Below are 14,173 nucleotides of genomic sequence, written 5' to 3'. Positions count from 1 at the left end.
GATGAGGAGCCCCCCCCCCCCCCCCCCACTACGTGGCGTGCTTGCCTTCCAGCGGCCGGGACCTACCGCTCCGGGTATCGCCTTGAACGCAGAAAGGCCGCCCGGAGGCGGCCTTTCTGTTTCGAGCAGCCGGCCAGCGGCCGGCTCTACAGACACGTGGCCGCTGCGCGGCCGCGGTCTTATTTCACCAGCTTGGCGATGGCAGCGCCCAGGTCGCCCGGCGAGCGGACGGTGACAACACCGGCAGCTTCCATGGCGGCGAACTTGCCTTCGGCGGTGCCCTTGCCGCCCGATGCGATCGCACCGGCGTGGCCCATGCGCTTGCCGGCCGGAGCCGAGGCGCCCGCGATGAAACCGACGACCGGCTTCTTCACGTGGTTCTTGATGTACTCGGCACCGGCTTCTTCAGCGTCGCCGCCGATTTCGCCGACCATGATGATGCCCAGGGTCTGCGGATCTTCGTTGAACAGCTTCAGGCAGTCGACGAAGTTCAGGCCGTTGATCGGGTCACCACCGATGCCGATGCAGGTGGACTGGCCCAGGCCGACTTCGGTGGTCTGCTTGACCGCTTCATAGGTCAGGGTGCCCGAGCGCGACACGATGCCGATCTTGCCCGGCATGTGGATGTGGCCCGGCATGATGCCGATCTTGCACTCGCCCGGGGTGATCACGCCGGGGCAGTTCGGGCCGACCAGCACGGTGTCCGGATGGGCACGGGTCAACACGTTCTTGACGCGCAGCATGTCCAGCACCGGAATGCCTTCGGTGATGCACACGATGACCTGGATGCCGGCAGCGGCCGCTTCCAGGATCGCGTCAGCCGCGTACGGCGGCGGCACGTAGATGACCGACGCGTTGGCGCCGGTGCTCTGCACGGCGTCGGCAACGGTGTTGAAGACCGGCAGATCGATGTGGGTGGTGCCGCCCTTGCCGGGGGTCACGCCGCCAACAACCTGGGTGCCGTACTCGATCATCTGAGTGGCGTGGAAGGTGCCCTGCTGGCCGGTGAAGCCCTGCACGATCACCTTGGTGTTCTTATTGATCAAAACTGACATTGGATTTCCTTCGGTGTCGGATCAGGCGGCGGCTTTGACAGCAGCGACGACCTTCTTGGCACCGTCGTTGATGTTGTCGGCCGGGATGATGGCCATGCAGCTGTCACGCAGCAGCTGCTTGCCTTCTTCCACGTTGGTGCCTTCCAGGCGCACCACGACCGGAACCTTGACGCCCACTTCCTTGACCGCGGCGATGATGCCTTCGGCAATCATGTCGCAGCGGACGATGCCGCCGAAGATGTTGACGAAGATGCCTTCAACCTTGTCCGAGGACAGGATCAGCTTGAACGCTTCGATGACGCGCTGCTTGTTCGCACCGCCGCCCACGTCCAGGAAGTTCGCCGGCTCGCCGCCGTTGAGCTTGATGACGTCCATGGTGGCCATGGCCAGGCCGGCGCCGTTGACCATGCAGCCGATGTTGCCGTCCATGGTGACGTAGTTGATGTCCAGCTCCGAAGCGGTCACTTCCGTTTCGTCTTCCTGGGTCTTGTCGCGCATGGCAACCAGAGCCTTCTGACGGAACGCGGCGTTGTCGTCGCTGTCGAACTTGCCGTCCAGCGCGTACAGGTTGCCGTCGTCCAGGATGGCCAGCGGGTTGATTTCAACCAGGGCCAGGTCCTTTTCGTTGAACAGGCGGTACAGGTTCACCATGATGCTGGCGAACTGGCCGGCCTGCTTGGCGGTCAGGCCCAGCTTGAAGCCGAAATCACGGCCGTGGTAACCCTGCACGCCTTCAACGAAATCAACGTTGAGCGAGTGGATCAGCTCGGGGGTTTCAGCGGCGACCTGCTCGATCTCCACGCCGCCTTCCGAAGAGGCGATGTAGGTGATGGTCTTGGTGCCACGGTCAACCAGCACCGACAGGTACAGTTCCTTGACGATCTCACCGGCGGTGGTCACCAGCACCAGGTTGACCGGCAGCTCAACGCCTGCGGTCTGGTAGGTGGCCATCTTGGTGCCGAGCATCTTGGCCGCAGCGGCCTTCACGTCGTCGGTGGTCTTGCAGAACTTGACGCCGCCAGCCTTGCCGCGGCCGCCAGCGTGGATCTGCGCCTTGACCATCCAGGGGCCCTGGCCCAGGGCGTTGGCAGCTTCAACCGCTTCGTCCGGGGTAGCCGCGACCTTGCCGGCCGGAACGGGAATGCCGTACTCGGCAAGCAGCTGTTTTGACTGGTATTCGTGGAAATTCATGCGTCACCGTGGGAATAGGAACGACCGCACGCATCTCCAAGGCTCCCTCACGGGGGCGCCGGTAAGGACCGCGGCGGGCCCACTATTGTGGACGACCCGGCGCGCGGGCGCAAAGAAGTCAGTCCCAAGACACGCGCGGGGAGCCGTTTCCGGCGCAATTTCAGACAGTTGCGGCAGCTGCCGGAAACGGCCACCCGGGCCCCCTGTGGCACGGCCGCGCAGCTGGCCCGCACCCGCACTCCGCCCGGCCTTCACACGCCCCGGCCCGGCCGCCTGCCCCCAAACCCGGCCGGACCCCCTACACTGCCCCCATGCCAGAAGGGGAGTTCCGGCGTGTCACCCAGTGCTTCATTGATCGACCGCATCGAATCGATACCGCGGCGCGAGCTGTATTTCTTCGCGCTGTACCGCCTGCTGATGGCCACCGTCATCGGCGCGCTGCTGTTCAGCCCGCTGAGCGGCCTGGTCGGCACCGCTGACCACCCGAGGCTGGCAACCATCGTGGCCAGCAGCTACCTGGTGGTGGCCGTGCTGGTGCTGCTGTTCGGGCGCAACGAGCGCTGGCTGCGCACCATCGTGGTGTGGAGCGTGGCTGCCGACATCATCGCCGCCACCCTGCTCGCCCACGCCCTGCCCGGCGCCAGCGCAGGCATCTCGATGTCGCTGCTGTTCAACATCGCCGCCGCCGCGACCCTGCTGCCGCTGGGCATGGGGCTGGGCCTGGCCGCTGCCGCCAGCGCCGCCACCGCCGGCGAATACATCTGGAAGCAGCTCGAAGGCGGCGACCCGACCCGCACCCTGGCCGAGCTGGCCATGTTCGTCACCAGCTATCTGGCCATCGCCTTCATCAGCTACCAGGTCGGCAACCGCGCCCGCATGAACCAGCAGCTGGCCAACCAGCGCGGCGATGAAGTGGCCAACCTGTTCCAGATCAACGAGCTGATCATCCGCCGCATGCGCACCGGCGTGATCGTGGTGGACGGCGCCAACCGCATCACCCTGGCCAACGAAGCCGCCTCCACCCTGCTCGGCGATGCCGACGGCAACAGTGGCAGCGGCAAGCTGGAACTGGGCAGTGCCTCGCCCGAGCTGAGCCGCCGGCTGCTGCGCTGGCGCAACGGCTGGACCAACGAAGAAATGCCGCTGCAGCTCTCGCCGGACCAGCCCGAAGTGCAGCCACGCTTTGCCCGCCTGCTGGCCGGCAGCGACCTCACCCTGGTGTTCCTGGATGACTCCACCGTGGTCTCGCGGCGTGCCGAGTCCTTGACGCTCTCGGCGATGGGGCGCTTCTCGGCCAGCCTGGCCCATGAGATCCGCAACCCGCTGGCGGCGATCAACTACGCCGCCCAGCTGCTGGAAGAATCCACCGATATCGGCGACACCGACCGCCGCCTGCTGCAGATCATCAACCAGCAATGCCAGCGCACCAACGGCATCGTCGAAAGCGTGCTCGGGCTGGCGCGGCGCGAGCGTGCCAATCCGGAGAACGTGGATCTGGCCTCGTTCGTGCGCCGCTTCGTGCTGGAGTACAAACAGGGCCTCTCGCTGGAAACCGACAGCGTGGAGCCGATCATCAGCGAGACCTCGGTGCACGCCCTGGTCGACCCGCGCCACCTGCATCAGATCCTCACCGTGCTGGTGCACAACGCGCTCAAGTACGGCCGCGTGGCCGAAGAACCGGCGCGCGTGCGGCTGCGCGTGGCGCGCCAGGACCGCACCGCGATCATCGATGTGATGGACCGTGGCCCGGGCATTCCCGAGACGGTTGCCAGCCAGTTGTTCCGCCCGTTCTTCACCACCTCCGAGCACGGCACCGGGCTGGGGCTGTATATCGCCCGCGAACTGTGCCGCGCCAACCAGGCACGGCTGGAGTACGTCTCGGTGCCCGCCGGCGGTGCGTGTTTCCGGCTGGTGCTGGCCGGCCCCCACACGATGATGGCCGGATGAGCTGTGCACAACGGCATGCCACCGTCAAACATTTGTCGCCAACGACCGCCCTCGGCTATCTTCCTTCCTTATGAATGACACCCGCAGCGCCCTCGTCGTCGATGACGAGCGTGACATCCGCGAACTGCTGGTACTGACCCTGGGCCGCATGGGCCTGCGCATCAGCACCGCAGCCAACCTCGCCGAAGCCCGTGAGCTGCTGGCCAGCAATCCGTACGACCTGTGCATCACCGACATGCGCCTGCCCGATGGCAACGGCATCGAACTGGTCACCGAGATCGCACAGCACTACCCGCGCACACCGGTGGCGATGATCACCGCGTTCGGCAGCATGGATCTGGCGGTGGAAGCCCTGAAGGCCGGCGCCTTCGATTTCGTCAGCAAGCCGGTGGACATCTCGGTGCTGCGCGGCCTGGTCAAGCACGCACTGGAACTCAACAACACCGAGCGCGCCGCGCCCGCACCGCTCGCCCCGGAGCAGGCCGCACGCCTGCTCGGCGATTCGCCCTCGATGGATGTGCTGCGCGCCACCATCGGCAAGGTCGCGCGCAGCCAGGCGCCGGTCTACATCCTCGGCGAATCCGGCGTCGGCAAGGAACTGGTCGCACGCACCATCCACGCGCAGAGCGCGCGCGCGCCCGGCGCGTTCGTGCCGGTCAACTGCGGCGCGATTCCGTCCGAACTGATGGAAAGCGAATTCTTCGGCCACAAGAAGGGCAGCTTCAGCGGCGCGCATGCGGACAAGCCTGGCCTGTTCCAGGCCGCGCACGGCGGCACCCTGTTCCTGGATGAAGTGGCCGAGCTGCCCCTGCAGATGCAGGTCAAGCTGCTGCGCGCGATCCAGGAGAAATCGATCCGCCCGGTCGGTGCCGCCACCGAAGTGCCGGTGGACGTGCGCATCCTTTCGGCCACACACAAGGACCTGGGCGAGCTGGTCGAAGACGGCCGCTTCCGCCACGATCTGTACTACCGCATCAACGTAATCGAACTGCGCGTGCCGCCCCTGCGCGAACGCCGTAGCGACCTGCCGGCGCTGGCCGCCTCGATCCTGGCCCGGCTGGCCCGCACCCACGGCCGCCCGACCCCGCTGCTGGCGCCCTCGGCGCTGGAAGCCCTGGCCCAGTACCACTTCCCCGGCAACGTGCGCGAACTGGAAAACATCCTCGAGCGCGCCCTGGCCTTGGCCGAGGAAGACCGCATCGGTGCCAGCGACCTGCGCCTGCCCCAGCACGCCCCACGCTTCGGTGCCGGCAATGCGCCGCCCACCCAGGAAGAAGCGGTGGTCGATCTGCCGGCTGGCAATGGCGCCCTGCCCTCCTACATCGAACAGATGGAGCGCACCGCGATTCAGAAGGCGCTGGAAGAAAACCGCTGGAACAAGACGCGCACCGCCGCACAGCTGGGCATCACCTTCCGCGCGTTGCGCTACAAGCTGAAAAAGCTCGGCATGGAGTAGCGCCACCCCATGGGTGGCTGCTTTGGATCCACCGCCCCAGAAACCAAAAGGCCCGCTTGCGCGGGCCTTTTCTCATCTGCGGACGCCGCTCAATCCTTGGTCACACGATTGATCTCCGCCAGACCGGTCACCCCGGCCGCGGCCTTGATCAACGCGGATTGGCGCAGATCGTTCACCCCGGCCAGCTGCGCGGCCTCGGCAATCTGCAGCGCATTGCCACCGGCCAGCACGATGGTCGAAATCTCATCGGTCATCGGCATCACCTGGTACAGACCGGTACGGCCCTTGTAACCCTCGGTGCACTCATCGCAGCCGACCGGCTCGAACAGCTTGATCCCCGCATCCAGCTGCGCCTGGGTGAAGCCTTCGGCCAGTAGCGCATTGGCGGGCAGTTCCACCGGGCGCTTGCAGTTGTTGCACAGCCGGCGCGCCAGGCGCTGGGCGATCACCAACGTCACCGAGCTGGTGATGTTGTACGGGGCGATGCCCATGTTCATCAGGCGCGCGATGGTCTGCGGCGCATCGTTGGTATGCAGCGTGGAGAGCACCATGTGACCGGTCTGCGCCGCCTTGATCGCGATCTCGGCCGTTTCCAGGTCGCGGATTTCGCCGACCATGATGATGTCCGGATCCTGGCGCAGGAACGAGCGCAGCGCCGCGGCGAAGGTCATGCCGCGCTTGACGTTCTGCTGCACCTGGTTGACGCCGGGCAGGCGGATTTCCACCGGGTCTTCGGCGGTGGAGATGTTGCGCGTTTCATCGTTGAGGATGCCCAGCGCGGTGTACAGCGAGACCGTCTTGCCCGAGCCGGTAGGCCCGGTCACCAGCACCATGCCGTACGGCTTGTGGATCGCATCCAGGAACAACTTCTGCTGCGCCGGCTCGTAACCGAGCTTGTCGATGCCCAGCTTGGCCGCGCTGCCATCCAGGATACGCAGCACCACCTTCTCGCCGAACAGGGTTGGCAGGGTGCTGACGCGGAAGTCGATCTGGCGGGTCTTGGAGAGGTTGAGCTTGATGCGCCCATCCTGCGGCACGCGCTTCTCGGCGATATCCAGCTGCGCCATCACCTTCAGGCGCGCGGCGATGCGCTGGTTGAGCTTGACCGGGGCCTTGGCCACGTTCTTGAGCAGACCATCGATGCGCAGGCGCACGCGATAGTCGTCTTCGTAGGGTTCGAAGTGGATGTCCGAGGCGCCTTTGCGGATGGCGTCTACGAGGACTTTGTTGATGAACTTTACGACAGGGGTATCGTCGCCTTTGGCATCGATGCCAGAGTCGCTGATGCCGCCTTCTTCGTCGCCCGCGGAGACATCCAGCTCACCCATATCGTCGTCGGCGCCAAGCGCTGATCCCAGCGTGTCCTGCTTGGACTGCCACTGTTCCAACGTGCGACGGATCTGGTCTTCATCGACCAGGATCGGCTCCACCACCAGATTGGTGTGGAACTTGATTTCGTCCAGCGAATGCGTGGGATTGCTGGTGCCGATGAAGAGTTTGCCGCCTCGCTTGAACAGCGGCAGCACGTGATGCTTGCGAAGCAGCTCTTCGCTTACCAGCCCCATTGCATTCTGGCTGTTGTCGAACACAGACACATCGAGCAATGGCATGCCGAACTCAAGCGCATTGGCGGCAGCCAGTTGGGCACTGGTGACAACCTTCTTTTCAGCAAACCACTGCGGTAGTGGTTGCTTGGCAGCCCCTGCCTTGACCATGGCGTCGCGTGCCACAGCCTCCTCCAAAACGCCATCCTGAACAAGACGGCGAGCGATGCCTGTAATCCCGACGAGATTGGCGTTTACCACGGCATTCATTGGCTACTGGCTCCCCATGTCAGGACTAGAGATTACTGCAAACCGACACTGGACTGGGCCATAGGCACCCCTGAGCTGCAAGGTTGCTCCTCCGCGCCCCGAGCGCGGGTTACCATTGCCCCGGGGAAACTGGGGACTTACCGTGAAACGTATCAGCATCATCCTGCCGGCCAAGAACGAAGCGGAGGGTCTGCTCCGCACCTTGCCAGCATTACGCAGCCTGTATCCTGAGGCCGAGATCATCGTCGTGGACGACGGCTCGACGGATGCGACGGCCCAGATCGGCCACGAGCATGGTGCCACCGTCCTTTCGAGTCCCTATTCAATGGGGAACGGTGCCTCTATTAAGCGGGGCGCCCGCGCCGCCAACGGCGAGGTCTTGGTGTTCATGGACGCCGACGGCCAGCACGACCCGAGTCATATCAAGTCCCTGCTAGTTAAGCTGGCTGAGGGTTACGACATGGTCGTGGGTGCACGCGACAGCAGCGGCCAGGCCAACGTCCACCGCGGCTTGGCCAACAGTTTCTACAACTGGATGGCCAGCCAAATGACCGGGTTCAGGATCATGGACCTCACTTCTGGCTTCCGAGCAGCACGCACGCAAAGGTTCCGCGAGTTCCTGCACTTGCTGCCCAATGGCTTCAGCTATCCCACCACGAGCACCATGGCCTTCTTCCGCAGCGCCTATCCGGTGGCTTACGTAGCGATTCCAGTGGGCAAGCGAGTCGGCAACGGCAGCCACATCCGGCCAATAAAGGATGGCATCCGCTTCCTGCTGATCATCTTCAAGATTGCGACGCTGTACTCCCCATTGAAGTTGTTCGCGCCGATTGCGGCAGGCTTCTTTCTGCTCGGCCTGGGGTACTACGGCTACACCTTCGCCACCATGCATCGCTTCACCAACATGAGCACCCTGCTGTTCAGCGCATCGGTGATCATCTTCCTGATTGGGCTGATCTCCGAACAGATCACCGGACTCACTTATCTCGCGGCTCGGGACGGGCGGGACCAGGAGTGAGTAAGCCGGTTTCGCCCGATACAGCCGACCCTCGCCCACGCCTACTGGTGCTAGCGTCGACCTATCCACGCTGGCGGGACGACCACGAACCTAGCTTTGTGCACGAGCTGAGTCGACGTCTAGCAGGGCAATTTGATGTGACGGTGCTCTGCCCGCATGCGGCCGGCGCACTTCCACGCGAGTGCATGGATGGAGTCCATATCTTCCGCTACCGTTATGCGCCCGCGCGGTGGGAGCGACTGGTCAACGACGGCGGCATCATCGGCAACCTGCACCACCATCCGTGGACCGCGCTACTGTTGCCCACTTTCCTGCTCGCCCAGCTGTGGGGCCTGCGCCGACTGCTACGCACGGTTGGACCTGATGTCATCCATGCACACTGGATTCTCCCCCAAGCCTTCATGGTAGCGCTTCTTCAGATGGTTGGCGTCCGCACGCCACCGACACTGGTGACCTCGCATGGGGCAGACCTGTTTGCATTGCGCGGCCGCTTGGCCACGTGCATAAAGCGGCTGACCATGCATCGAATGCAGGCCAGCTCGGTAGTCAGCCGCGCAATGCGTGGCCCAATGCAGGCACTCGGCGCAGATCCGGATCTGCTGGCAGTAGCCCCCATGGGTGTCGATCTGCAACACCATTTCACGCCAGATGCGCGGACGCCTCGAGCCCGCTACGAACTCCTGTTCGTCGGGCGATTGGTCGAAAAAAAGGGTCTGCCCCATTTGCTCAACGCGCTACCACGCGTCCTTCAACGCCATCCCGAAACGATTCTCAGCATCGCCGGCTTCGGCCCTGAGCTGGCAGCGTGCCAGCACCAAGTCGAGAGGCTCGGCTTGAAGGCTCACGTACGCTTTCTGGGCGCCCTGCCGCAGGATGCGCTTCCCGATCTCTATCGGCGCAGCAGCATGTTGGTCACGCCCTTCGTCCAGGCACGCTCAGGCGACCAGGAGGGCCTTGGGCTTGTAATGGTCGAGGCATTAGGATGCGGATGCCCTGTGGTGACAACCCGCTTGCCCGCTATTCGCGAGCTGGAGGATGGCCAGTGGCCACCGTACTTGGCCGAGCCGGGAGACCCCGTTTCACTAGCAACGCAGATCAACGCGTTGCTGGATGATCCGGCGTCCGGAAAGGCATGGGTCGCGCAATTGCGGCCATCGCTGCTGGAACGATTCGACCATGCGGCAGTGGCTACAGGCTACGCACAACGACTTTCCCGCTTGGTTACCTCAAGAGCCGACAGCAAATGAGGATCTGGCTACCCGCTATTCGCACCGGCAGTGGCAGTGATGTTTTTACCTTGCGGCTTGCCCAGGCACTCTGCGCCAGGGGCCATGACGCGGTTCCTCAATTCTTCGGGCATCGCCATGAGCCCTGGCCTGTACGACTACGACATGTGCGTGCACCCGCTGGAACCGAGCTCGTCCACTGCAACAGCTGGACCGCGCATGCCTTCAAGCGCGACGGACTTCCACTGCTAGTCACCGAGCACCACTACATCGCCGATCCTGCCTTCTCCCCGCACCGAACGCCGCTGCAGCGACTGTATCACCGGGCATCGATCCAACGGCAGGTGGATGCGTCCTACCGTTTGGCCGATGGCCTGGTCGCAGTCAGTCGGCACATGGCCCAAGCCATGCAGCGCGACCTGCAGCGGCCGATCGCATGTATTCACAATTGGGTTGATTTAGACCAGTTCCACCCCTCGCCATCTGCACGACCACCAGGGACACCATTGCGATGCCTGTTCGTCGGCAATCCGTCGCGACGCAAAGGCAGCGACTTGCTACCAGCTCTAGCGTTGCGACTCGGCGAACGATTCCAGATCCTCTGTTTGGGCGGCCTTCGCAGCGAGGCCGGACAGAGAGATGCGTTGCTGGAGGTGCTGCCGCGGCACGCACCCGAGGACATGCCGCGGCTCTATAACAGCGTCGATGTAGTGATCCTCCCTACTCGATACGAGGCATTTGGCTACGTCGCCCTTGAGGCAATGGCGTGTGGGGTTCCGGTGGTTGGCTTTGACAGCACCGGAACTGCAGAAGTATGCCGCCATCTCGAGACCGCGCTGCTTGGTCCAGTCGGGAACCTGGATGTGATGGCAGCGCATTTGCGTCGCCTGCAATCAGAGCCGGGACTCCGCAGGGTGCTCGGCGCCAACGCCCGAAAGCGTGCTGAGCGGATCTTCGGAGGAGACCAGGCCGTTGCGCAGTACATCGATCTTTACCGCCAACTCAACTCCGGCGTCGGCGCAGGCGACTGACCGCGGCCATCAAAGCGGCGGACTGCTTGATGTTCTCGCCCAACCAGATTCGCCCCAGATTCAAAGCGCGACGCACGCGCTTGCGCATCAATCCCTCTGCCATCTTCTCGGCCCGTATGCTTCGCAACCCGGCCATCATCGCGGCGAGCACCGGCGGCATGGCCACATCTTGTAGTGACTGCGGATGCAAGGGTCTCGTCAAGACAGGGAAGACCATCGTTCTTTCCTGCATACCCCACGCGCCAGCACCAACTTCAATAGGCGCGGGACTAATTGCAGCACAGATGCGTTGAGCACTATGACCATCGGCTTGGGGCAGGAACCTCGTTCGACGCTCCGCCAGCGCGCCCGCATCGATTCGACCGTTAATCACGGCATCAACGAAAGCCTGCACTTGAACCATGCTAGTGGCCGCCCCTGATGCACGCACCAAAGCATTGGCCTCTTCGTTGAGCGGTTCGCCTTCTGGATTCAACAGCACTAGCAATGGCCGCTGCATGGCCAAGTAGTCGAACAAGAACGACCCGGGATCACTGAGCATTGCGTGCGAGCAGGCAAATACTGGCAGGTGCCCGGGCATCTCGTCCAGCACGATGCCCAGCATCTGCAACTCCCTGCGTAGCGCCGGCAACTGTTCAGCCTGAATCACTCGCTGCTCAATCAGCGCAGGGAACAATGCCGGATGTGGGCGCCATATCAGGCAGAGCTCATCACGCCGAGCCACGAAATACTCGAAAATCTCAGGTCCCAGCAGATCAAACGTCGAAAAGTTGGATGACTGCGAATAGCGATGGCCGAAGCTGAAGTGGCTGTTCCAGAGGAAGGCAACTCGATCACCGACCCGAGCCATGAGATCAGATTCAATACAAGATTGCACTGCCTGCAGCATGTGATCAAATCGCGGGTGGCCCAGCACCTGCACGTGTTCATCGCCGCGCGGGCAATACTTCGCGTACATCGCCTTTTCACCCAGTGACCGCGCCACAATAAGATCCGCGCCGATCTGTAGAGGTTGAGCGAACTGCAGCCGCAGGTTCTTCGCACCCGCTCCGACGGTCAGCCCGTAAGGAATGTAGACAGTCATGTCGACGCAGCGACGTACGTTCTGGAACCACAACGGTTGTGGGCGTTCGCGATCATAGGGATGAGTGAACACGGCCACGTCAAAGTGCCCCGCGCCGAGCACAAGTGCCGGGCACCACTCCACATAGGGAACGCTTTCAGCCTCCAGCAACGCCCGGTGCGACACCGCACGTTCACTGCTCAATCCCGGATCGCCATCGTTGTACGGCAGTAACCAAGCCTCGGGCGCAAACGAGCGGTCGGCCTGCATTCTAGCCCACACTGAGGCAACGTTACCCCAGGCCTCCGGGCGCTGAAGTAGGAAAAGCACTCTCAACGCAGCCACGACTGGTCACCCGGCCGCGGCAAAGGCGGCGATACCGGCCTGTGCCAGTTCCAGGTCTTCCGGCGTATCCACTTCGAACAGCTCCAACGCGCAGGCAGCAGCGGGCAGCAGCGGCTCAATGCACTCGTACACATAGCGAGTGCCCGATGCCAGCAGCTGGGGCGGGCCGGCGAACACATTGGCCCACTCCCATGCCGTCGCCGGATCGCGGTGGAAGGCGGAAACCAAGTTGACAGCGTCACCGACGCCGTCGGTGCTAACGAATACCGCTTGGGTGCTTTTGGCACGGGTCACCCCAATCAACAGCGGAACCGTCTCGGTTGCTTTGACGAAGGCCCGCAAGGAGGCCGGATCAATGATTAGATCGCCATCCAGGTACAACACACGATGCTGCATGCCAACCGACCCCAGCCGAATGCTATGGGCCGTATTGGTCGTACGGAAGTCGGGATTGCGCACCAGCACTACGTCACGGTGATGGCGACTGCAGTGTTCAATGATCAACTCTTCTCGGTAGCCAACTACCACGTGGATGCGCGGAACAAGCGGCTGCAGGGCATGGATCAACCGCGACAGCAGTGTGACACCATCGATTTCGATCATACATTTTGGCATGCCCATGCCCAAGCGCGAGCCCAGGCCAGCACAGGCGATCACAGCGCCTTCAAGAGTCTGCATAAGGTACTCGCGTCATTGACGACAATATCGGCCACGGCGACAGTCTGAGGCGCCGGGGCGTGTACACCACCATATGCGATGCCGATATCGGCCTCGCGCAACATCGGCACATCGTTGGCGCCGTCACCGATAGCCACGATACGCGCATAACCACCTCTCCGACGCAGCGTCCGCACCGCATCATCCTTGGCAAGGATGGACTGCAACTGCACGCCTGCTGGAGTGGCCACCGCGCTTGAACTGAACGACCGACAGCCGAGCCGTTCCACCATTGGTGCGATCCAGACATCCAGATTTCCTGTCACCACGAAGCAGCGGTCGGCATGGGTACCGACGAAGTTCTCCAACTCGGGGGACAACGGCACCGCCGCGATGATCTCGTGCACGCGGGCAAGCGGGACCTGGCCAAGGATCAACGTTCGCAAGCGCATCGAATCCTCGAAAGGCACGTGCCCATCCATGGTCAACCGGGTCAGAGTCGCAATCTCATCGGCGATTCCAAGCTCAGCGGCAATACAGGGCAGGATCTCCGTCGAGGTCAGCGTGCCGTCCAGATCAAAGCAGAACGCTGTCCCACTCATGTGCGCTCCAGAACGAACCAGCACTGCCGGGTTTCAGCGCGATTGTTCAGATCATCTTGTTCATACACATCGCCCTCGCCGGCCACGCGGAAGCCCGCATCTAACAGCGTCGGCTGCAGCAGCGCCATCAGCTCCGGCACGCTTCGGTAGATGGCATGGTAGTCGTGTTCAAGCTCCGTAGAGAAGTGCTCCTTCAGGGTGAGGCGCGACCCGTTAGCGACGGGCTCACGCAGGAGAATCAATGCGCTCGGACCGGTAATATCCGCGAGTGCGGAAAACAACTCAGACAGCTGTGGATCATTGAGATATATGCAAATTCCCGCGCATAGCACGCGGTCGAAACTAGCCTCACCCAATGCTTCCGCCGAGAGCTGCTCGGCCTGCAGATGTGTAAAGCGGCAATGGGAGTCGTCGCGGTGTTGCAGGCGCGCATACGCAAGCAGGCCTCCACTAGCATCCACCCCGTGGTAGCGCGCGAGCAACGGCACCAGCCGGTGGCTCCACCGCCCGGTACCGCAGCCAATATCAAGCAGCGCCTGCCGTCCGTCCAGGCGCAGCAGCGGTAGAAGGCGCGCGACTTCGGCGGCGTCTCGACGCTCCGCCAAGTCGCCCTGTTTGTCCTGGTAGATGACCGCACGCATAGGACCCACGTCGTTCATGCGACGGGCGCGATCCTCGAAGAAGGCAGCCACCTCCTCCGGGTCGATCTCGGGCGGCGATGCTTCACCAAATGCAGTCGTTATCCTTGCCATACCAGTTCCCCTTTTC

12 protein-coding genes are annotated in these 14,173 nt (G+C 63.2%); 5 read left to right on the top strand and 7 right to left on the bottom strand.

Annotation, left to right across the window (positions count from 1 at the left end):
- Positions 1 to 179: 179 nt before the first annotated feature.
- Entirely contained in the window at positions 180 to 1,055 is an 876-nt protein-coding gene (sucD, locus tag ACE026_RS20005) for a succinate--CoA ligase subunit alpha (protein ID WP_137190155.1), read from the bottom strand.
- A 21-nt stretch (positions 1,056 to 1,076) separates the two neighbouring features.
- Positions 1,077 to 2,246, bottom strand: coding sequence for an ADP-forming succinate--CoA ligase subunit beta (gene sucC, locus ACE026_RS20000; protein ID WP_486040571.1), 1,170 nt, complete (start codon positions 2,244 to 2,246; stop codon positions 1,077 to 1,079).
- Between the two features lie 333 nt (positions 2,247 to 2,579).
- Here sucC and ACE026_RS19995 point away from each other — a divergent pair, with 333 nt between their 5' ends.
- Both ACE026_RS19995 and ACE026_RS19990 read left to right on the top strand, forming a co-directional pair.
- Positions 2,580 to 4,193, top strand: a complete 1,614-nt coding sequence (locus ACE026_RS19995; protein ID WP_486040570.1) for a sensor histidine kinase — start codon at positions 2,580 to 2,582, stop codon at positions 4,191 to 4,193.
- A 70-nt stretch (positions 4,194 to 4,263) separates the two neighbouring features.
- Positions 4,264 to 5,649, top strand: a complete 1,386-nt coding sequence (locus ACE026_RS19990; RefSeq protein WP_121039246.1) for a sigma-54-dependent transcriptional regulator — start codon at positions 4,264 to 4,266, stop codon at positions 5,647 to 5,649.
- An 89-nt stretch (positions 5,650 to 5,738) separates the two neighbouring features.
- Here the strand turns inward: ACE026_RS19990 and pilB are convergent, their stop codons facing one another.
- Positions 5,739 to 7,463 (bottom strand): type IV-A pilus assembly ATPase PilB, encoded by a 1,725-nt coding sequence (pilB, locus tag ACE026_RS19985; RefSeq protein ID WP_486040569.1) that lies wholly within the window; start codon positions 7,461 to 7,463, stop codon positions 5,739 to 5,741.
- 142 nt (positions 7,464 to 7,605) lie between these two features.
- Here pilB and ACE026_RS19980 point away from each other — a divergent pair, with 142 nt between their 5' ends.
- From ACE026_RS19980 to ACE026_RS19970, 3 genes are all read left to right on the top strand, one after another.
- Positions 7,606 to 8,481 (top strand): glycosyltransferase family 2 protein, encoded by an 876-nt coding sequence (locus ACE026_RS19980; RefSeq protein ID WP_486040568.1) that lies wholly within the window; start codon positions 7,606 to 7,608, stop codon positions 8,479 to 8,481.
- 98 nt (positions 8,482 to 8,579) lie between these two features.
- The gene (locus tag ACE026_RS19975; protein WP_486040567.1) at positions 8,580 to 9,728 is read left to right on the top strand and encodes a glycosyltransferase family 4 protein; all 1,149 of its coding nucleotides are present in this window, start codon (positions 8,580 to 8,582) and stop codon (positions 9,726 to 9,728) included.
- On the top strand, positions 9,725 to 10,738 hold the full coding sequence (locus tag ACE026_RS19970) for a glycosyltransferase family 4 protein (RefSeq protein ID WP_486040566.1): 1,014 nt from the start codon (positions 9,725 to 9,727) through the stop codon (positions 10,736 to 10,738). Before ACE026_RS19975 ends, ACE026_RS19970 begins: the two co-directional genes overlap by 4 nt.
- Here ACE026_RS19970 and ACE026_RS19965 read toward each other — a convergent pair.
- The 4 genes from ACE026_RS19965 to ACE026_RS19950 all read right to left on the bottom strand — a co-directional run bounded on the left by ACE026_RS19965 (position 10,710) and on the right by ACE026_RS19950 (position 14,157).
- Positions 10,710 to 12,071, bottom strand: coding sequence for a hypothetical protein (locus ACE026_RS19965; protein ID WP_486040564.1), 1,362 nt, complete (start codon positions 12,069 to 12,071; stop codon positions 10,710 to 10,712). The genes ACE026_RS19970 and ACE026_RS19965 overlap by 29 nt on opposite strands.
- Positions 12,072 to 12,152: 81 nt before the next feature.
- Positions 12,153 to 12,824, bottom strand: a complete 672-nt coding sequence (locus tag ACE026_RS19960) for an NTP transferase domain-containing protein (protein ID WP_486040562.1) — start codon at positions 12,822 to 12,824, stop codon at positions 12,153 to 12,155.
- Positions 12,800 to 13,405 carry an HAD family hydrolase gene (locus tag ACE026_RS19955; RefSeq protein ID WP_486040561.1) on the bottom strand — a complete coding sequence of 202 codons (606 nt, stop codon included), beginning with the start codon at positions 13,403 to 13,405 and terminating at the stop codon, positions 12,800 to 12,802. The genes ACE026_RS19960 and ACE026_RS19955 overlap by 25 nt, the downstream gene beginning before the upstream one ends.
- Positions 13,402 to 14,157 carry a class I SAM-dependent methyltransferase gene (locus ACE026_RS19950; RefSeq protein WP_486040560.1) on the bottom strand — a complete coding sequence of 252 codons (756 nt, stop codon included), beginning with the start codon at positions 14,155 to 14,157 and terminating at the stop codon, positions 13,402 to 13,404. Before ACE026_RS19950 ends, ACE026_RS19955 begins: the two co-directional genes overlap by 4 nt.
- Between the last annotated feature and the right edge of the window lie 16 nt (positions 14,158 to 14,173).

This window comes from Stenotrophomonas sp. AGC87 (assembly GCF_057333975.1).
This window is presented reverse-complemented; position numbering and strand designations above follow the sequence as displayed.